Below are 19,183 nucleotides of genomic sequence, written 5' to 3' on the forward strand. Positions count from 1 at the left end.
CACCGGTCTTTAGACTTACGCCTCATTTCAACGAGAGCAGGGTCGATGCCAGCTGCCTTTCCCCCCGATTCTGTTGGTCTGGTGACGCCGCAAACGGCGCACTTCAGCGAACCCCTGGCCCTGGCCTGCGGCCGTTCGCTGGCCGATTATGACCTGATCTACGAAACCTACGGCACGCTGAACGCGCAAGCGAGCAACGCCGTGCTGATCTGCCATGCCTTGTCCGGCCACCACCACGCTGCGGGTTATCACAGCGTCGACGACCGCAAGCCCGGTTGGTGGGACAGCTGCATCGGCCCCGGCAAGCCGATCGACACCAACAAGTTCTTCGTGGTCAGCCTGAACAACCTCGGCGGTTGCAACGGCTCCACCGGCCCGAGCAGCCTCAACCCGGAAACCGGCAAGCCGTTCGGCGCCGACTTCCCGGTGCTGACCGTGGAAGACTGGGTGCACAGCCAGGCACGCCTGGCCGACCTGCTCGGCATCGGCCAGTGGGCCGCGGTGATCGGTGGCAGCCTCGGCGGCATGCAGGCGCTGCAATGGACCATCACGTATCCGGATCGCGTGCGCCACTGCCTGGCCATCGCCTCGGCCCCGAAGCTGTCGGCGCAGAACATCGCCTTCAACGAAGTGGCGCGCCAGGCGATCCTCACCGACCCGGAATTCCACGGCGGCTCGTTCCAGGAACACGGCGTGATCCCCAAGCGCGGCCTGATGCTGGCGCGGATGGTCGGGCACATTACCTACCTGTCAGACGACTCCATGGGCGAGAAATTCGGCCGTGGCCTGAAGAGCGAAAAGCTCAACTACGACTTCCACAGCGTCGAGTTCCAGGTCGAAAGCTACCTGCGCTATCAGGGCGAAGAGTTCTCCGGGCGCTTCGATGCCAACACCTATCTGTTGATGACCAAGGCGCTGGACTACTTCGATCCGGCAGCGAACTTCAACGATAACCTGGCGAAAACCTTCGAAGGTGCAAAAGCCAGGTTCTGCGTGATGTCGTTCACCACCGACTGGCGCTTCTCCCCGGCCCGTTCGCGGGAACTGGTGGACGCGCTGATGGCCGCGCGCAAGGACGTCAGTTACTTGGAAATCGACGCACCCCAGGGCCACGACGCCTTCCTGATTCCGATCCCGCGTTATTTGCAGGCGTTCGGCAATTACATGAACCGCATTACGTTGTGAGAAAGCCATGAGAGCTGATCTGGAAATCATCCAGGAATGGATCCCCGCCGGCAGCCGCGTGCTCGACCTCGGCTGCGGTGACGGCGAGTTGCTGACCTGGCTGCGCGACCACAAGCAGGTCACCGGCTATGGCCTGGAAAACGACCCGGACAACATCGCCGAGTGCGTGGCCAAGGGCATCAACGTCATCGAGCAAGACCTGGACAAAGGCCTGGGCAACTTCGCCAGCAACAGCTTCGATATCGTGGTGATGACCCAGGCCCTGCAAGCCGTGCACTACCCGGACAAGATCCTCGACGAAATGCTGCGGGTCGGTCGCCAGTGCATCATCACCTTCCCCAACTTCGGTCACTGGCGCTGCCGCTGGTACCTGGCAAGCAAGGGTCGGATGCCGGTGTCGGAATTCCTGCCGTACACCTGGTACAACACGCCGAACATCCACTTCTGCACCTTCGAAGACTTTGAAGAACTTTGTCGCGAACGTGAGGCGAAGGTCATTGATCGGCTTGCCGTGGATCAACAGCACCGCCACGGGTGGGCCAGTAAGCTATGGCCTAATCTGTTAGGTGAGATCGGTATCTACCGCGTCAGCAGCCCGGGGCTTGCGGATCACAGAATCGCGGTCTGAACCACGACATTGCGAGGAGTACGAACATGGGACGCTTGATTACCGCGCTATTGGCCGCCTGCCTGAGCCTGTCGGCCGTGGCTGCCGATGCCATCAAGGGCGAACGCAAGGAAGTGTTCGGTGATGTCACCGTGCATTACAACACCTTCAACTCGACCTTCCTGACGCCGGACATCGCCAAGGCTGCCGAGCTGATCCGCAGCAAGAATCAGGGCGTGATCAATGTCTCGGTGATCAAGGACGGCAAGCCGCTGATCGCCCAGGTCTCCGGCACCGTCAAGGACCTGACCAGCCAGAGCGTGCCGCTGACTTTCCGCCAGATCACCGAACAGGGCGCGATCTACTACATCGCCCAGTACCCGGTGGAACAGCAGGAAACCCGCACTTTTGAAATCAAGGTGCAGACCGGCGACAAGATCAACACCCTCAATTTCAACCAAGAGCTTTTCCCTGGCCAATGATCAATCTCAAGCAACTCGTACTGGCCAGCCATAACGCCGGCAAACTCAAGGAGCTCCAGGCCATGCTCGGCGACTCGGTGCAACTGCGCTCGATCGGCGAATTCAGCAGCGTGGAGCCGGAAGAAACCGGTCTGTCGTTCGTCGAGAACGCGATCCTCAAGGCCCGCAATGCTGCGCGCATTTCCGGGCTGCCGGCGCTGGCCGACGATTCGGGCCTGGCGGTGGATTTCCTCGGCGGCGCGCCGGGCATCTATTCGGCGCGCTACGCCGACGGCAAGGGCGATGCGGCGAACAACGCCAAACTGCTCGACGCCTTGAAGGACGTGCCTGAAGCCGAGCGCGGTGCGCAGTTCGTTTGCGTGCTGGCGCTGGTGCGTCACGCCGATGATCCACTGCCGATCCTCTGCGAAGGTCTGTGGCACGGGCGCATTCTGACCGCCGCCAGTGGCGAGCACGGTTTCGGCTATGACCCGCTGTTCTGGGTGCCGGAGCGTAACGTGTCCAGCGCCGAGCTGAGCCCGAGCGACAAGAACCAGATCAGCCACCGCGCCCGTGCAATGGATCTGCTGCGCCAGCGTCTGGGCTTGAAATGACCGATAGTTCCTCCGCGTCGTCGCTGATTATCGGCGGCGCCGCCTCCTCGCCTCGGGCGCCGTTGCCGACGCTGCCGCCCCTGGCGCTGTACATCCACATCCCGTGGTGTGTGCGCAAATGCCCGTATTGCGACTTCAACTCCCACACCGCCAGCCCGGTGCTGCCGGAGCAGGAGTACGTCGACGCGCTGCTCGCCGACCTCGATCAGGATCTGCACGCGGTGTACGGCCGTGAGTTGAGTTCGATCTTTTTTGGCGGCGGCACGCCGAGCCTGTTCAGTGCCGAAGCCCTAGGCCGCCTGCTGGAAGGCGTGAAACAACGCATTGCGTTTGCCGACGACATCGAAATCACCCTGGAAGCCAATCCCGGGACCTTCGAACAAGAGAAGTTCGTCGCCTACCGCAAACTGGGGATCAATCGCCTGTCGATCGGCATCCAGAGCTTCCAGCAGGAAAAACTCAAGGCCCTCGGCCGTATCCACAACGGCGACGAAGCGGTACGCGCCGCCGGCATGGCGCGCCAGGCCGGGTTCGATAACTTCAATCTCGACTTGATGCACGGCTTGCCGGACCAGTCGCTGGACGATGCTCTGAGCGATCTGCGCCAGGCGATCGAGCTGAAACCGACGCACATTTCCTGGTATCAGTTGACGCTGGAGCCGAACACCGTGTTCTGGAACCAGCCGCCAGTGCTGCCGGAAGACGACACGCTGTGGGACATTCAAGAGGCCGGACAGGCACTGCTGGCCGAGCACGGTTACGCGCAGTACGAAGTTTCGGCGTATGCCCAACCGGGTCGCCCGGCGCGGCATAACCTCAATTACTGGAGTTTCGGCGACTTCATCGGCATCGGCGCCGGCGCTCACGGCAAGCTCAGCCATCCGGACGGGCGCATCGTGCGCACCTGGAAGACGCGCCTGCCGAAGGACTACCTCAACCCGGCCAAAAGTTTCCAGGCCGGCGAGAAAGCCCTGACCAACGACGAGATGCCGTTCGAATTCCTGATGAACGCCCTGCGCCTGACCGCCGGCGTCGAATCACGCCTGTACCCGGAGCGCACCGGCCTGCCGCTGGAGAGCCTCGACGAACAGCGGCGCGAGGCCGAACAAAGCGGTCTGTTGCAGGTCGAACCGTCACGTCTGGCGGCCACCGAGCGCGGACAACTGTTCCTCAACGACTTGCTGCAGAAATTTCTGAGCTGACCGCTCTCAAGGAAACCGCATGGATTTGATACTCGACCTGCTCGCCACCGTGTCCCGCTGGAGCCGCAGCAACCTCTCGGAAATCGCTCTGGCCCTGGTGGGCTGTCTGCTGGTGCTGTTCGGCGCCGACTTCAAGGGCTGGGTCGAACAACGCCTGGGTAGCATTGCCGGCGCCCTGCGCGTGCCGCTGATGGCCCTGCTGTGCATGATCGGCAGCGGCGCGGCGCTGATCTACGCGACGCCGTGGGTGGTGAAGGGGCTGAGCCAGTTCAACAACTACAGCCTGGCGCCGGTGTTGTTGGTGGTGCTGGTGTTGATTGGCGTAGTGGCCGACCGCCGCTGATTTTCAGCACACACAAAACAAATGTGGGAGCGAGCCTGCTCGCGATAGCGATTTAACATTCAACATCATCGTTGACTGTCAGACCGTTATCGCGAGCAGGCTCGCTCCCACATTGGGTTCTGCGTAAGGCTTAAGCGAGCTTTTCGAACTTCAAATCCCACACGCCATGCCCAAGACGTTCGCCGCGGCGTTCGAACTTGGTGATCGGCCGCTCGGCCGGGCGCGGTACGCACTTGCCGTCTTCGGCGAGGTTGCGATAGCCCGGGGCGACGTTCATCACTTCCAGCATGTATTCGGCGTACGGTTCCCAGTCGGTGGCCATGTGCAGAATGCCGCCAACCTTCAGCTTGCTGCGCACCAGTTCAGCGAAGGACGCCTGAACGATGCGGCGCTTGTGGTGACGGCTCTTGTGCCACGGATCCGGGAAAAACAGCATCAGGCGATCGAGGCTGTTGTCGGCGATGCAGCGATTGAGCACTTCGATCGCGTCGCAATCGTAGACCCGCAGGTTGGTCAGGCCCTGAGTCAGCACGCCATTGAGCAGCGCGCCGACACCCGGACGGTGAACCTCGACACCGATGAAATCCTGCTCCGGCGCAGCGGCGGCCATCTCCAGCAGCGAGTGGCCCATGCCGAAACCGATCTCCAGCGAACGCGGCGCGGAGCGGCCGAACACCTGGTCGTAATCCACCGGCGCATCGGCCAGCGGCAGGACGAACTTCGGCGCGCCCTGATCCAGGCCGCGCTGCTGGCCTTCGGTCATGCGCCCGGCGCGCATCACAAAACTCTTGATGCGGCGGTGTTGGCGCTCGTCGCCTTCTTCCGTCTGGATTGGCGTGTCGTTCGATTCAGTCATCAATAGCTCTTACTTGATCAGACCATCCAGCGGCGAAGAGGCGCTGGCATAGAGTTTTTTCGGCATGCGGCCGGCGAGGTAGGCCAGGCGGCCCGCGACGATCGCGTGTTTCATGGCTTCGGCCATCATGATCGGCTGCTGGGCGTGGGCGATGGCCGAGTTCATCAGCACGGCGTCACAGCCCAGTTCCATGGAGATGGTGGCGTCGGAAGCGGTGCCGACACCGGCATCCACCAGCACCGGGATTTTGGCTTCTTCGAGGATGATCTGCAGGTTGTAGGGGTTGCAGATCCCCAGGCCCGAACCGATCAGACCGGCCAGCGGCATCACCGCGATGCAACCGATTTCCGCCAGTTGCCGGGCGATGATCGGGTCATCACTGGTGTAGACCATCACGTCGAAGCCTTCCTTGACCAGCACTTCGGCGGCCTTGAGGGTTTCGATCACGTTGGGAAACAGGGTTTTCTGGTCGGCCAGCACTTCCAGCTTCACCAGATTGTGGCCATCGAGCAGCTCACGGGCCAGGCGACAGGTGCGCACGGCTTCGACTGCGTCGTAGCAGCCGGCGGTGTTCGGCAGGAAGGTGTAGCGATCCGGCGACAGCACTTCGAGCAGGTTCGGCTCGCCTTCGATCTGGCCCAGGTTGGTGCGGCGCACCGCGAAGGTGACGATCTCGGCACCCGAGGCTTCGATGGCCAAGCGGGTTTCTTCCATGTCACGGTACTTGCCGGTACCGACCAGCAAACGCGACTGGTAAGTACGACCGGCCAGAACGAAAGGCTTGTCGCTACGAACGATGCTCATGGGGAATCCTCTGTTGGGGTGAGGGTCTTGCAGAATTCTCGGCCCATGCAGGCCTGGCGATCAGCCGCCGCCGATGGCGTGCACGACTTCGACGTTGTCGCCGTCGTTCAAAGTGGTGTCGGCATGCTGGCTGCGCGGGACGATATCCAGATTGAGTTCGACCGCGACGCGGCGCCCGGTCAGATCCAGACGGGTCAGCAGGGCCGCAACGGTTTCACCGTCGGGCAGTTCAAAGGATTCACCGTTCAACTGAATGCGCATGCGCAACGCCGCCATCACTTTTTAGGGGGTGGCATTCTAGCCCGATCATGACCTAAAGGTCAGCACCAAGCGTCAAGCGGTTGGATACAGGCGCCAAGCGGCCAGCCCCAGGCACAGCCAGCCAATCAGGAATGCCAGACCGCCGAACGGGGTGATGATGCCGAGCTTGCCGATGCTGAGGGTGGTCAGCAGGTACAGGCTGCCGGAGAACAACAGGATGCCGACGCTGAACGAGATGCCGGCCCAGGCGACCAGCCGCCCCTGAAGCTGCGTGGCCAGCAGCGCCACGCCAAACAGCGCCAGTGCATGCACCAGTTGATAGGTGACGCCGGTGTGGAAGATCGCCAGGTATTCGGGTGTCAGGCGGTTTTTCAAGCCATGGGCGGCGAATGCGCCGAGGCCGACACCGGTGAAACCAAAGAAGGCAGCCAGCATCAGAAAGCTACGCAGCATGTAGAACTCCAGTCAGACTCGATCGGCAGGGTCTGTATAATGGCCCGCTCAACCGGTTCGGCCAAGCCATCTCTATGCTGCGTTTATTTCTCCGTCGTTTCACGAAGGCCCTGCTCTGGTTCGCGGGCGGCAGCGTATTGCTGGTGTTGGTGTTTCGCTTCGTGCCGCCACCGTTCACGGCGCTGATGGTCGAGCGCAAGATCGAATCCTGGGTCGACGGCGAGCCGATCGATCTGCAACGCACCTGGAAGCCGTGGGACGAGATTTCCGATGACCTGAAGGTCGCGGTGATTGCCGGCGAAGACCAGAAATTCCCCGAGCACTGGGGGTTTGACCTGAGTGCGATCAAGGCCGCACTGGCCCACAACGAGCTCGGCGGTTCGATCCGTGGTGCCAGCACCTTGAGCCAGCAAGTGTCGAAGAACCTGTTCTTGTGGTCCGGCCGCAGTTATCTGCGCAAGGGCCTGGAGGCGTGGTTCACCGCGCTGATCGAAGTGTTCTGGCCCAAGCAGCGGATTCTCGAGGTGTACCTGAACAGCGTCGAGTGGGATGACGGCGTGTTTGGTGCCGAAGCGGCGGCAAGGCATCACTTTGGCGTAGGCGCCAGGTCGCTGTCCCGGCAGCAGGCGAGTTATCTGGCGGCTGTGCTGCCGAATCCCCGGGTCTGGAGCGCCAGTCATCCGACTGCTTATGTGTCGCGCCGAGCCGGCTGGATTCGCCAACAAATGAGCCAGCTGGGCGGCGACAGCTACCTGCTGACACTCAATGATTCGCGCCGCGCGCCCTGGGCCCAATAACTTGCTGACAGGCAAACAAAAACGCCCCGATCATCACTGATCGGGGCGTTTTTTATTGCCGGACTGCCAGTTACGCGGCAATCGACAACTTGAGCTTGTTCATCGCGCTCTTCTCGAGCTGACGGATCCGCTCCGCCGACACGTTGTACTTCTGCGCCAGGTCGTGCAGCGTGGCTTTCTCTTCTGCCAGCCAGCGCTGGTAGAGGATGTCGCGGCTGCGTTCGTCCAGCACTTCCAGCGCTTCGTGCAGGTTGTGATTGGAGTTGTCGCTCCAGTCGGCATCTTCCAGTTGACGCGCCGGGTCGTACCGGTGGTCTTCCAGATAATTGGCCGGCGACTGGAAAGCGCTGTCGTCGTCTGCTTCCGCAGCCGGGTCGAAGGCCATGTCATGGCCGGTCAGGCGACTTTCCATCTCACGCACTTCACGCGGCTCGACGCCGAGGCTTTCCGCCACACGGTGGACTTCCTCGTTGTTCAGCCAGGCCAGACGTTTCTTCTGGCTGCGCAGGTTGAAGAACAGCTTGCGCTGGGCCTTGGTGGTCGCAACTTTCACGATCCGCCAGTTGCGCAGGATGAACTCGTGAATCTCGGCCTTGATCCAGTGCACCGCGAAGGACACCAGACGCACGCCCATTTCCGGGTTGAAACGCTTCACGGCCTTCATCAGGCCGACGTTACCTTCCTGGATCAGGTCAGCCTGAGCCAGACCGTAGCCGGAATAGCTACGGGCGATGTGTACGACAAACCGCAGGTGGGCGAGCACCATCTGCCGAGCCGCCCCCAGATCCTGCTCATAGTAGAGACTCTCGGCCAGTTCACGCTCCTGCTCCGGCGTCAGCAATGGAATGCTGTTGACGGTGTGCACGTAGGCTTCCAGGTTTGCGCCTGGAACCAATGCATACGCAGGTTGCAAAGAATTGGACATACGGAAAAACCTCCGACTTACATACTCATGCTTTTCAGCATTGCGAAAAATTGACCGGAAACTCAAATGAAAGTTTCCTTAACCACTGAAAGGTCAATCACGCGCAAAAAAGATTCTACTTCGGCGCCAGCTCCCTGAGATGACGTGCGACTGCAATCCATGCACCGATATAACCCAACAGCACCGCGCCAAGCAAGAGCGACAGACCGTCGGCAACTGGCACGCCGGCCAGTGCGAAATCGCTGCCGTACAAGCCGGCCAGCCCGACCACCGCATCGTTCAGCCAGTTCAGGCCGAACGCCAATACACCCCAGGACAGCAGCCCCGCACCGAAGCCATACAACGCGCCCATATAAAGGAAGGGACGACGCACATAGCTGTCGGTGCCGCCGACGAGTTTAATCACTTCTATCTCGGTGCGGCGGTTTTCAATATGAAGACGAATGGTATTGCCTATCACCAAAAGTAATGCGGAAACCAGCAACACCGTCAGACCGAACACGAAACGGTCACCGAGCTTGAGGATGGCGGCCAGACGCTCGACCCAGACTAGATCAAGTTGCGCCTGTTGTACCTTGGGCAGCTCGGAAAGTTTTTGTCTTAATGCTTCCAGGGTCGACTTGTCGACCTCGTTCGGCGTCACCAGCACCACGCCCGGCAACGGGTTTTCCGGCAGCTCGCGCAGGGCTTCGCCCAGGCCCGACTGCTGCTGGAACTCTTCCAGCGCCTGGTCGCGACCGACATATTCGGCATCAGCTACGCCCGGCATGACTTTGATCTGATCACGCAACGCTTCGCCCTGAGCGGGACTGGCCTCGAGCTCCAGGTACAGCGAGATCTGCGCCGCGCGCTGCCACGAACCGCCGAGGCGCTCAACGTTGCTCAGCAACAGCGAAAGGCCCATCGGCAGGCTCAGCGCAACCGCCATCACCATGCAGGTGAAGAAGCTGCCGATCGGCTGCTTGCCGAGACGCCGCAGGCTGTCGATCCAGCTGGCGCGATGGCTTTCGATCCAGGCACGGAACAACGTGGCAAAGTCCGGGCCGTCGTCATCGTCGTGCTTTTTCTTCTTTGGCGGTTGCGGATCGGCGGCCTTCGGGGCCACGCGCTCGGAAACCTTCGGACTGCGTGTCGCACTCATACACCGGCCTCCCCGTCGCCGATCAATCGGCCGCGTTGCAGGGTCAGCATGCGATGGCGCATGCGCGCGATCAGCGCCAGGTCGTGACTGGCGATCAGCACGCTGGTGCCCAGACGGTTGATGTCTTCGAACACGCCCATGATCTCGGCCGCCAGACGCGGGTCGAGGTTACCGGTCGGTTCGTCCGCCAGCAGCAGGGCCGGACGGTGAACGATGGCGCGGGCAATGCCGACGCGCTGTTGCTGACCGGTGGACAGGTCGCCCGGATACAGCTCGGCCTTGTCCGACAGCGCCACGCGCTCCAGCGCCGAATCGACGCGCTTGGCGATCTCGACCTTGGACAGCCCGAGAATCTGCAACGGCAGCGCGACGTTATTGAACACCGTGCGATCGAACAACAGTTGATGGTTCTGAAACACCACGCCGATCTGCCGACGCAGGAACGGAATCTGCGCATTGCTGATGGTGCTCAGGTCCTGCCCGGCCAACAGCAGCTTGCCACTGGTCGGACGCTCCATCGCCAGCAGCAGACGCAACAACGTGGATTTACCGGCACCGGAGTGGCCGGTGACAAACAGGAACTCGCCGCGACGGACTCGAAAGCTCAGCTCATGCAAGCCGACGTGACCGTTCGGGTAGCGCTTACCGACCTGTTCGAAACGAATCATGAACGCTCCCGCTCGGCAAACAGTGCCTGGACAAAGGGTTCGGCTTCAAAGGTACGCAGATCGTCGATGCCTTCACCGACGCCGATGTAGCGGATCGGCAGGCCGAATTGCTTGGCCAGGGCAAAAATCACCCCGCCCTTGGCGGTGCCGTCGAGCTTGGTCAGCGCCAGGCCGGTCAGTTCGACGGTCTGGTTGAATTGCTTGGCCTGGTTGATGGCGTTCTGGCCGGTGCCGGCGTCGAGCACCAGCAGCACTTCGTGCGGCGCATCGGCGTCGAGCTTGCCGATCACTCGGCGAACCTTTTTCAGTTCTTCCATCAGGTTGTCTTTGGTGTGCAGACGACCGGCGGTGTCGGCGATCAGCACGTCGATGCCACGGGCCTTGGCGGCCTGCACGGCGTCGAAGATCACCGAAGCCGAGTCCGCGCCCGTGTGCTGGGCGATCACCGGGATCTTGTTGCGCTCGCCCCAGACTTGCAATTGCTCGACAGCGGCGGCGCGGAAGGTGTCACCGGCGGCCAGCATGACTTTCTTGCCTTCCAGCTGCAGTTTCTTCGCCAGTTTGCCGATGGTGGTGGTCTTGCCGGCGCCGTTGACGCCGACCACCAGAATCACGAACGGCTTGTTCTGGGAAACGATCTTCAGTGGTTGCTCGACCGGTTTGAGCATTGCCGCCAGCTCGGCCTGCAGGGATTTGTACAGGGCGTCGGAATCCGCCAGCTCTTTACGCGCGACCTTCTGGGTCAGCCGCTGGATGATCACCGAAGTCGCCTCGACGCCAACGTCGGCCGTCAGCAGGCGGGTTTCGAGATCGTCGAGCAGATCGTCATCGATGGCTTTCTTGCCGAGGAACAGGCTGGCCATGCCTTCGCCGATACTGGCGCTGGTCTTGGACAGGCCCTGCTTGAGACGGGCGAAGAAGCCGGCTTTGGTTTCTTCGGTGCGCGGGGCTTCGACCTGGGTTTCCACAGGAACGACTGGCACTGCTGCTACCGGTGCAGGTGCAGGTGCAGGTGCAGGTGCAGGTGCAGGCTCGGGCGCTTCGACAATCGGGGCAACCGGGGGAGCAACCATGGGCTCTGGAATGACAGGAGCGGCTTCCACCACCGGCGCCTGAACAGGCTCTGGCGTGAACGCAGCCGGCGCGGGAATCGTTGGCGTAACGTGCGGCGCGGCCTCTTCGACCAGCGCCACCGGCTCTTCCGCCACCGGCAGGGTCAGCCACGGTTCGCTGGCCGGGGTCAGCGGCAACTCGGCGGCAGCCGGCGCTTCTGGCTCGGCCTCGGCCACCGGTTGCAGCACCGGCTCGGCGATCGGCAGTACAACCGGTGCCGGCGCTTCTTCTGTTACGGGAGCGGGCGCAGGGGCTGGCTCAGGAATGGCAGTCGGCTGTTCGACGACGGGTTCCTGCGGTTTCTTGCGCAGCCATCCGAACAGGCCTTTCTTCTCGCCAGCCGCAGCTGGGGTCTTCTTGTCGTCGTTGGAACCAAACATGGAGGACGGCTATCTCACGGTAGCGACGCGCCACAGGGGCGCCCCGGCAAATAATATTCGATGCAGAACAGACTGTGTTTCACCCAGCTTGTTCACGCGCAACATTTTGTCGAGGTGCCAAAAGCACCTCAAAGGTCATTAAATACGAAGGACTGGAACGGCATCGTCGGCGAAAACGCAGAGTTTAGCTGAGAAACTCAAAGCTTCTGCCGGTAACCCGTACAACCTATAGACCGATCAGTGGCCTGATAGGCGTGGCCGCCAGTAAAACGGATCAGTATCCTAGCACCCTCTCGCCCGCCGACGCTAAGACCAAGCGGGCAGCCCAACAGGTTTAAAAACGAATGAATGCTCTAGCCCGCCGCGCCGCAGGCCTGCTGCTCAGCACAGTCTGCCTGCCCCTTTCGGCCCTGGCGGCCGATCCGCAACCGACCCATGAATTCACTCTCGACAACGGCTTGAAGGTCGTCGTGCGCGAAGACCATCGCGCGCCGGTGGTGGTGTCGCAGGTCTGGTACAAGGTCGGTTCCAGCTACGAAACCCCGGGCCAGACCGGTCTGTCCCACGCCCTCGAGCACATGATGTTCAAGGGCAGCGAGAAAGTCGGTCCCGGCGAAGCCTCGCTGATCCTGCGCGACCTCGGTGCCGAAGAAAACGCCTTCACCAGCGACGACTTCACCGCTTATTACCAGGTCCTGGCCCGCGACCGTCTGGGCGTAGCCTTCGAACTGGAAGCCGACCGCATGGCCAACCTGCGCCTGCCGGCCGACGAATTCGCCAAGGAAATCGAAGTCATCAAGGAAGAACGCCGCCTGCGCACCGACGACAAGCCGATGGCCAAGGCCTTCGAGCGCTACAAGGCCATGGCCTACCCGGCCAGCGGTTATCACACGCCGACCATCGGCTGGATGGCTGACCTTGAGCGGATGAAGGTCGAAGAGCTGCGCCACTGGTATCAGTCCTGGTACGTGCCGAACAACGCCACGCTGGTGGTGGTCGGCGACGTGACCCCGGACGAGGTGAAGACTCTCGCCCAGCGCTACTTCGGGCCGATCCCGAAACGCGACGTGCCGCCGGCGAAAAAACCGCTGGAACTGGCCGAACCGGGTGAACGCCAGATCACCCTGCACGTGCAGACCCAACTGCCGAGCCTGATGCTCGGTTTCAACGTCCCGAGTATCGCCACCGCCGAAGACAAACGTTCGGTCAACGCCTTGCGCCTGATTTCGGCATTGCTGGACGGCGGCTACAGCGGTCGCATCCCGACCCAACTCGAGCGCGGTGAAGAGTTGGTGTCCGGCGGTTCGTCGAGCTACGACGCCTACACCCGCGGCGACAGCCTGTTCACCCTGTCGGCCACGCCGAACACCCAGAAGAAAAAGACCATGGCCCAGGCTGAAGCCGGTCTGTGGAAACTGCTGGAGCAGCTGAAAACCACCGCACCGTCCGCCGAAGAACTGGAGCGCGTACGTGCGCAGGTCATCGCCGGCCTGGTCTTCGAGCGCGATTCGATCACCAGCCAGGCCACCGCCATCGGCCAGCTGGAGACCGTCGGTCTGTCGTGGAAGCTGATGGACACCGAACTGGCCGATCTGGAGAGCGTCACCCCGCAAGACATCCAGAACGCCGCCAAGCTGTATTTCACCCGCGAACGTCTCAGCGTCGCCCACGTCCTGCCCCTGGAGACGACTCATGAGTGAGCGCAAAACCCCACGCCTGCTGCTCGGCCTGATCGCCGTGGCCATCATCGGCTCCGCTGCGTTCTACCTGGTGCCAAGCGACAACACCAACGCCAGCGAAGCGCTGGATAACGCCAAGTCCAGCCAGAAACTGCAATCGCTGGCCGAACTCGACGGCAAGGCCCCGGCCAGCCGCAAGCTCGACGTGCAGACCTGGAACACCGCCGAAGGCGCCAAGGTGCTGTTCGTCGAGGCTCGCGAACTGCCGATGTTCGACATGCGCCTGATCTTCTCCGCCGGCAGCAGCCAGGACGGCAACGCGCCGGGCCTGGCCCTGCTGACCAACGCCATGCTCAACGAAGGCGTGGCGGGCAAGGATGTCGGCGCCATCGCTCAGGGTTTCGAAGGCCTGGGCGCGGATTTCGGCAACGGCGCCTACAAGGACATGGCCATCGCGTCGCTGCGCAGTCTGAGTGCCGCCGACAAGCGCGAGCCGGCGCTGAAGCTGTTTTCGGAAGTGGTGGGCAAACCGACCTTCCCGGCTGACTCCTTCGCGCGCATCAAGAACCAGATGCTCGCCGGTTTCGAATACCAGAAACAGAACCCCGGCAAACTCGCCAGCCTGGAGCTGATGAAGCGCCTCTACGGCGATCACCCGTACGCCCACGCCAGCGACGGCAATGCGCAAAGCGTGCCGAAGATCACGCTGGCGCAACTGCGTGAGTTCCACGCCAAGGCCTATGCAGCCGGCAACGTGGTGATCGCGCTGGTGGGCGATCTGTCCCGCAGCGAAGCCGAGGCGATTGCCAATCAGGTGTCCGCTGCACTGCCAAAAGGCCCGGCGCTGGCGAAGGTCGAGCAACCGACCGAGCCGAAAGCCGGCATCGGCCACATCGAGTTTCCGTCGAAGCAGACCAACCTGATGATCGCGCAACTGGGCATCGACCGTGACGACCCGGATTACGCCGCGCTGTCGATGGGCAACCAGATCCTCGGTGGCGGTGGCTTCGGCACTCGCTTGATGAGCGAAGTGCGCGAGAAGCGCGGCCTGACCTACGGCGTGTATTCGGCCTTCAGCCCGATGCAGGCGCGCGGCCCGTTCATGATCAACCTGCAGACCCGCGCGGAAATGAGCGAAGGCACCCTGAAACTGGTGCAGGACGTGCTCGCCGACTACCTCAAGACCGGCCCGACCCAGAAAGAACTCGACGACGCCAAGCGCGAACTGGCCGGCAGCTTCCCGCTGTCCACCGCGAGCAACGCCGATATCGTCGGTCAGCTCGGTGCCATGGGTTTCTACAACCTGCCGCTGAATTATCTGGACGACTTCATGCGTCAGTCCCAGAGCCTGACGGTCGAGCAGGTTCGCGACGTCCTCAACAAACACTTGAGCACGGATAAACTGGTCATCGTCAGCGCTGGCCCGACCGTGCCGCAAAAGCCGTTACCGGCCCCATCTGATAAACCTGCCGAGCAGCCGCTCGGGGTTCCGGAGCATTAATGGCCAGTCCAAAGAAACCTGTACAAAAACTGCACAACGGTGTGAACCAGTTGCGCATCATCGGCGGCGAATGGCGCAGCCGAAAACTGAGCTTCCCTGATGCGCCGGGCCTGCGTCCGACGCCGGACCGGGTGCGCGAAACCCTGTTCAACTGGCTCGCGCCCTACGTTGCCGGGGCCAAGGTGCTAGACCCGTTCGCCGGCAGCGGCGCGCTATTTCTCGAAGCACTGTCCCGTGGCGCGGCCCTGGGTCAGGCGCTGGATGCCAGCCATGTCGCGGTGTCCAGCCTGAAAGAACACCTCGGCACGCTGCGCTGCACCAACGGCCACGTGCAGACCGCCGATGCGCTGCGCTACCTGGAAACCCAGACCGCCACCGCGTTCGACCTGGTGTTCCTCGACCCGCCGTTCAATCAGAACCTGCTGCCCGCCGTGTGCACGCTGCTCGAAGAGCGCCAATGGCTGGCCGACGATGCGTGGATCTACACTGAAAGCGAAACCGCGCCATCGACCCTCGGCCTGCCAGGCAACTGGCGCCTGCACCGCGAGCAAAAATCCGGGCGGGTGTACTACGCGTTATGGCAACGTATGGCAGTGATCGCCGGTTAACCGACCGGCTTGAAAAAGCGGCGAGTCTCAGCCGAGACTCGCTGCGCTGCATCGAGAGCAATCGTGTCCCCTTCGTCAAAACCGTTCATCCCCGCCTTCGGCCTCGGCAATCCGCACCTGCAAACCTTGTGGGGGCCGCTGTGGCGTAAAACCGTGCACCTTGATCGCCAGCGCGAACGGCTGTGGCTGGACGACGGCGATTTCCTCGACCTCGACTGGTATGGCCCGCACAGCGCTGAAGCGCCACTGGTACTGGTGCTGCACGGGCTGACCGGTTCTTCCAACTCCCCCTACGTCGCCGGAATCCAGGCAGCGCTCGCCGCGCAAGGCTGGGCCAGTGTCGCGCTGAACTGGCGCGGCTGCTCCGGCGAGCCGAACCTGCTGCCGCGCAGCTACCACTCCGGGGCCAGCGAAGACCTCGCCGAAACCCTCCGCCATCTGAAAGCCAAGCGGCCACTGGCGCCGCTGTATGCGGTCGGCTACTCCCTTGGCGGTAACGTGCTGCTCAAGCACCTGGGGGAAACCGGCAGCGCCAGCGGCGTGCTCGGTGCGGTGGCGGTGTCGGTGCCGTTTCGCCTCGATCAGTGTGCCGACCGCATTGGTCAGGGCTTCTCGAAGGTCTATCAGGCGCACTTCATGCGCGAGATGGTGGCCTACATCAAGAACAAGCAGCGTCAGTTCCAGCATGACGGGCGCGAGGATGGTCTCGCCGCACTGGCCGCCCTCGGCTCGCTGGAAAACATGCGCACCTTCTGGGATTTCGATGGCCGGGTGACCGCGCCACTGCACGGTTTTGCCGATGCCGAGGATTACTATCGCCGAGCGTCGAGCCGCTATTTTCTCGGCGAGATCCGCACGCCGACCCTGATCATTCAGGCAGCGGACGACCCGTTCGTGTTTCCCCACAGCCTGCCGCAGGCCACTGAGCTGTCGGCCACGACGCAGTTCGAATTGCAGAACAAGGGCGGGCATGTCGGCTTCGTCGACGGCACGCTCCGTCAGCCGGGTTATTACCTGGAACGACGGATTCCGCAGTGGCTGGCCGACGCGGGGCGATGAGGTCATGAGCGATCAGGGCGAGTCGATCCGTTTCTGGCAAGCCGCGCCCCTGGCCGGGGTCGAGCTGTTGACCGCGCGCTACATCGAGCATCGTTTCGCCCCGCACGTCCACGACGGTTATGTGATCGGCATGATCATGGCCGGCGCCCAGCGCTACCGTTATCGAGGCGCCGAACACCTGGCGGGCAGCGGCACGCTGGTGCTGATCAATCCGGACGAAGTGCATAACGGCCACAAGGGCACCGAGGACGGCTGGCTGTACCGGGCGTTTTATCCCGACACCGGGCAGATCGTCGCGCTCTTGAATGAACTGGAACTGCCGACCGCACCGATGCCGGCCTTCGGTGCGACGCTGTATCGCGATCCGGACCTGGTCAACGGGTTCTGTCAGTTGCACCGCTTGCTCGAAAGCCCCGCCACCGCACTGCAACAGCAAACGGTGTGGCGCGAGATGATGATGTTGCTGTTGCAGCGTCACGCGGCGGTGCAGATCAGCGGCAACCCCGGCAAGGAGCACCGCGCAGTGGCGATGGCCAAGGAGTTGCTGCACGCGCAACTGGCGGCGCCACCCTCGCTGGAAGAACTGGCGGCGGCCGTGAACCTCTCGCCCTTCCACTTCGCCCGGGTGTTCCGCCGCGCCACCGGCATGCCGCCGCACAGCTGGCTGATGCAGCAGCGAATTGCCTGCGCGCGCGGCTTGTTGCAGAGCGGCTGCCTGCCGGTGGAAGTCGCCACGCAGCTGGGATTTGCCGACCAGAGCCATCTGAGCCGCCAGTTCAAACAGGTATACGGCGTGGGGCCGGCGGCCTATCGCAGTGCGCGGCTGGATCGCTGAGCGTTTACTCGCCGGTGGCGATACCGCGCGAAGGCTCGTTGATCCACTCGCTCCACGATCCGGCATACAGCGAACCCAATGGATAACCCGCCAGACACAGGGCAAACAGGTTGTGACACGCCGTCACCCCGGAGCCGCAGTAAGCCACCAGATCGTTCGGCGAGCGCCCGCCGAGTTTCGCGGCGAAACGCTGCTTGAGCTGATCGGCCGGCAGGAAACGCCCGTCGCTGCCCAGGTTGTCGGTAAACGCCGCGCATTGCGCGCCGGGAATGTGCCCGGCGATCGGGTCGATCGGCTCCACTTCGCCCTTGAAGCGCGGCAAGGCGCGGGCATCGAGCAGGGTCAGGGCCGGCTGGCCGAGGCGTTGCTGCAATTGCTCGGCGCTGAGCAGCAGGCGCATGTCCGGCTTGCCGCTGAAGTGGCCCCGTGCCGCTGACGGTGGATCGAGACTCAACGGCAGCCCCGCCGCATGCCAGGCCTTGAGCCCGCCATCGAGAATGAACACGCCGTCACGCTTGCCCAGCCACGCCAGCAACCACCAGGCCCGCGCCGCATAGGCGCCCGGGCCGTCGTCATACAGAACCACGTCGCTGTCGTTATTGATGCCGAACGCTTGCAGGCGTTCGATCAGCGCCGCCGGCTCCGGCAGGGGATGGCGACCGGTCACGCCCTTGATCACCGGGCCGCTGAGGTCGCGTTCAAGATCGGCGAAATGTGCCCCGGCAATGTGCCCCTCGGCGTAGCTGCGCTGGCCGTAATCCGGGTCTTCGAGGGCAAAGCGGCAATCGAGAATCACCAGCCCCGGTTGCGCCTTGCGGGCATCCAGTGCGGTCGGGCTGATCAGTTGCGCAATCGGCATAGCGAACGACTCCAGTGAGGAAATGGGCTTACGGTCTCTCTTCGAGGGCCTGGGCCAGCGGCACGTAGAACTCTTCGAACAAGGCGTTGACCTCATCGCGGGCCTGCTCGGTGACGAACCCTGCTTCCAGCACCAGCACCTGATACACGCCACGTTTGATGGCCTGTTCGCTGAGGTAGTTGGAATTCTCCCGGGTCGTGCACAGGAAGCGCACCCATGAGGTGAGGATGATCCACGCGTTGAGAGTCAAGGATTCGATCTGCACCCGATCCATTTTCAGGATGCCGGCGGCAACGAACCCTTCATAGATCGCCGCGCCCTGGATCACGCAGCGCTGGGAGAAGCGCCGGTAGCGCCCGGCCAGCTCAGGATCGCTGTCGAGCAGATGCTCGAGATCGCGGTGCAGGAAACGGTAGCGCCACATCGCCGACAGCAGCTCCTTGAGATAGAAGCGCTTGTCTTCGACCGTCGCGGCACGGCCCTGAGGCGGACGCAGGAAGCTGTCCACCAGGCTTTCGTACTCACTGAACAGCACGGCGATGATCGCCTGCTTGTTGGGGAAGTGGTAGTACAGATTGCCCGGAGATATCTCCATGTGGGCGGCGATGTGATTGGTGCTGATGCTGCGCTCGCCCTGCTGATTGAACAGCTCGAGGCTGTTCTGCACGATGCGCTCGCTGGTTTTGATCCGTGGGGCCATGGCTTGAGCTTTAATTCAGAGTGCGTTGGGGGGCATCTTACGGCCTAACCGGAACGGGATAAAACCAGGATGCGCAAGGAAGCCATTTGACTTTCTAGAGTATGGACTCTAAAAAGCTCCTCACAACAACAA

General features: G+C 62.5%; 22 protein-coding genes. 12 read left to right on the forward strand and 10 right to left on the reverse strand.

What is annotated here, in order from left to right:
* The first annotated feature begins 45 nt into the window (after positions 1–45).
* Genes CAF76_RS04740 through CAF76_RS04765 form a run of 6 tightly spaced genes read left to right on the forward strand, consistent with a single transcriptional unit; the run spans position 46 to position 4,412 of the window.
* Positions 46–1,185, forward strand: coding sequence for a homoserine O-acetyltransferase (locus tag CAF76_RS04740; protein ID WP_039767930.1), 1,140 nt, complete (start codon positions 46–48; stop codon positions 1,183–1,185).
* A gap of 7 nt (positions 1,186–1,192) precedes the next feature.
* Positions 1,193–1,813, forward strand: coding sequence for a methionine biosynthesis protein MetW (metW, locus tag CAF76_RS04745; protein ID WP_011336377.1), 621 nt, complete (start codon positions 1,193–1,195; stop codon positions 1,811–1,813).
* A 26-nt stretch (positions 1,814–1,839) separates the two neighbouring features.
* Positions 1,840–2,274, forward strand: coding sequence for a DUF4426 domain-containing protein (locus CAF76_RS04750; protein ID WP_085646974.1), 435 nt, complete (start codon positions 1,840–1,842; stop codon positions 2,272–2,274).
* Positions 2,271–2,867: an RdgB/HAM1 family non-canonical purine NTP pyrophosphatase gene (gene rdgB / locus CAF76_RS04755; RefSeq protein ID WP_011336379.1), complete on the forward strand. Its 597-nt coding sequence runs from the start codon at positions 2,271–2,273 to the stop codon at positions 2,865–2,867. Before CAF76_RS04750 ends, rdgB begins: the two co-directional genes overlap by 4 nt.
* On the forward strand, positions 2,864–4,069 hold the full coding sequence (gene hemW, locus CAF76_RS04760; RefSeq protein ID WP_085646975.1) for a radical SAM family heme chaperone HemW: 1,206 nt from the start codon (positions 2,864–2,866) through the stop codon (positions 4,067–4,069). The genes rdgB and hemW overlap by 4 nt, the downstream gene beginning before the upstream one ends.
* A gap of 19 nt (positions 4,070–4,088) precedes the next feature.
* Positions 4,089–4,412, forward strand: a complete 324-nt coding sequence (locus CAF76_RS04765) for a DUF3392 domain-containing protein (RefSeq protein ID WP_011336381.1) — start codon at positions 4,089–4,091, stop codon at positions 4,410–4,412.
* 130 nt (positions 4,413–4,542) lie between these two features.
* Here the strand turns inward: CAF76_RS04765 and trmB are convergent, their stop codons facing one another.
* The 4 genes from trmB to CAF76_RS04785 all read right to left on the reverse strand — a co-directional run bounded on the left by trmB (position 4,543) and on the right by CAF76_RS04785 (position 6,786).
* Positions 4,543–5,268 (reverse strand): tRNA (guanosine(46)-N7)-methyltransferase TrmB, encoded by a 726-nt coding sequence (gene trmB, locus CAF76_RS04770; RefSeq protein ID WP_085646976.1) that lies wholly within the window; start codon positions 5,266–5,268, stop codon positions 4,543–4,545.
* Positions 5,269–5,277: 9 nt separating this feature from the next.
* On the reverse strand, positions 5,278–6,072 hold the full coding sequence (locus CAF76_RS04775; protein WP_007953385.1) for a thiazole synthase: 795 nt from the start codon (positions 6,070–6,072) through the stop codon (positions 5,278–5,280).
* Positions 6,073–6,132: 60 nt separating this feature from the next.
* Positions 6,133–6,333, reverse strand: a complete 201-nt coding sequence (thiS, locus tag CAF76_RS04780) for a sulfur carrier protein ThiS (RefSeq protein WP_007953386.1) — start codon at positions 6,331–6,333, stop codon at positions 6,133–6,135.
* A gap of 72 nt (positions 6,334–6,405) precedes the next feature.
* Positions 6,406–6,786: a DUF423 domain-containing protein gene (locus tag CAF76_RS04785; protein WP_085646977.1), complete on the reverse strand. Its 381-nt coding sequence runs from the start codon at positions 6,784–6,786 to the stop codon at positions 6,406–6,408.
* Between the two features lie 74 nt (positions 6,787–6,860).
* On the opposite strand from CAF76_RS04785, the gene mtgA reads away from it, so the two are divergent.
* Complete coding sequence (gene mtgA, locus CAF76_RS04790; RefSeq protein ID WP_085611980.1) at positions 6,861–7,583, forward strand: monofunctional biosynthetic peptidoglycan transglycosylase; 723 nt, start codon at positions 6,861–6,863, stop codon at positions 7,581–7,583.
* Positions 7,584–7,653: 70 nt separating this feature from the next.
* Here mtgA and rpoH read toward each other — a convergent pair whose 3' ends face one another.
* The 4 genes from rpoH to ftsY all read right to left on the reverse strand — a co-directional run bounded on the left by rpoH (position 7,654) and on the right by ftsY (position 11,810).
* Positions 7,654–8,508: an RNA polymerase sigma factor RpoH gene (gene rpoH / locus CAF76_RS04795; RefSeq protein ID WP_007953393.1), complete on the reverse strand. Its 855-nt coding sequence runs from the start codon at positions 8,506–8,508 to the stop codon at positions 7,654–7,656.
* Positions 8,509–8,623: 115 nt separating this feature from the next.
* Complete coding sequence (gene ftsX / locus CAF76_RS04800; protein WP_085646978.1) at positions 8,624–9,649, reverse strand: permease-like cell division protein FtsX; 1,026 nt, start codon at positions 9,647–9,649, stop codon at positions 8,624–8,626.
* A complete protein-coding gene (gene ftsE, locus CAF76_RS04805; protein WP_007953396.1) occupies positions 9,646–10,317 on the reverse strand; it encodes a cell division ATP-binding protein FtsE in 672 nt (223 codons plus the stop codon). The genes ftsX and ftsE overlap by 4 nt, the downstream gene beginning before the upstream one ends.
* Complete coding sequence (gene ftsY / locus CAF76_RS04810) at positions 10,314–11,810, reverse strand: signal recognition particle-docking protein FtsY (RefSeq protein ID WP_085646979.1); 1,497 nt, start codon at positions 11,808–11,810, stop codon at positions 10,314–10,316. The genes ftsE and ftsY overlap by 4 nt, the downstream gene beginning before the upstream one ends.
* A gap of 344 nt (positions 11,811–12,154) precedes the next feature.
* Between ftsY and CAF76_RS04820 the strand changes: the two genes are divergently transcribed.
* The 5 genes from CAF76_RS04820 to CAF76_RS04840 all read left to right on the forward strand — a co-directional run bounded on the left by CAF76_RS04820 (position 12,155) and on the right by CAF76_RS04840 (position 17,492).
* The gene (locus CAF76_RS04820; protein ID WP_064600101.1) at positions 12,155–13,510 is read left to right on the forward strand and encodes a pitrilysin family protein; all 1,356 of its coding nucleotides are present in this window, start codon (positions 12,155–12,157) and stop codon (positions 13,508–13,510) included.
* Entirely contained in the window at positions 13,503–14,990 is a 1,488-nt protein-coding gene (locus tag CAF76_RS04825; protein ID WP_085646980.1) for a pitrilysin family protein, read from the forward strand. Before CAF76_RS04820 ends, CAF76_RS04825 begins: the two co-directional genes overlap by 8 nt.
* Entirely contained in the window at positions 14,990–15,598 is a 609-nt protein-coding gene (rsmD, locus tag CAF76_RS04830) for a 16S rRNA (guanine(966)-N(2))-methyltransferase RsmD (protein ID WP_085646981.1), read from the forward strand. The genes CAF76_RS04825 and rsmD overlap by 1 nt, the downstream gene beginning before the upstream one ends.
* Positions 15,599–15,661: 63 nt before the next feature.
* Complete coding sequence (locus CAF76_RS04835) at positions 15,662–16,657, forward strand: hydrolase (protein WP_085646982.1); 996 nt, start codon at positions 15,662–15,664, stop codon at positions 16,655–16,657.
* Positions 16,658–16,661: 4 nt separating this feature from the next.
* Positions 16,662–17,492, forward strand: a complete 831-nt coding sequence (locus tag CAF76_RS04840) for an AraC family transcriptional regulator (RefSeq protein WP_085611989.1) — start codon at positions 16,662–16,664, stop codon at positions 17,490–17,492.
* Positions 17,493–17,496: 4 nt separating this feature from the next.
* On the opposite strand, the gene CAF76_RS04845 is transcribed toward CAF76_RS04840, so the two are convergent.
* Together CAF76_RS04845 and CAF76_RS04850 are read right to left on the reverse strand one after the other, a co-directional pair.
* The gene (locus tag CAF76_RS04845) at positions 17,497–18,351 is read right to left on the reverse strand and encodes a sulfurtransferase (protein ID WP_085646983.1); all 855 of its coding nucleotides are present in this window, start codon (positions 18,349–18,351) and stop codon (positions 17,497–17,499) included.
* A gap of 28 nt (positions 18,352–18,379) precedes the next feature.
* Complete coding sequence (locus tag CAF76_RS04850; RefSeq protein ID WP_039767914.1) at positions 18,380–19,051, reverse strand: TetR/AcrR family transcriptional regulator; 672 nt, start codon at positions 19,049–19,051, stop codon at positions 18,380–18,382.
* Between the last annotated feature and the right edge of the window lie 132 nt (positions 19,052–19,183).

The sequence above is a fragment of the Pseudomonas sp. B40(2017) genome, assembly GCF_002112855.1.
Classification (GTDB): domain Bacteria; phylum Pseudomonadota; class Gammaproteobacteria; order Pseudomonadales; family Pseudomonadaceae; genus Aquipseudomonas; species Aquipseudomonas pharyngis.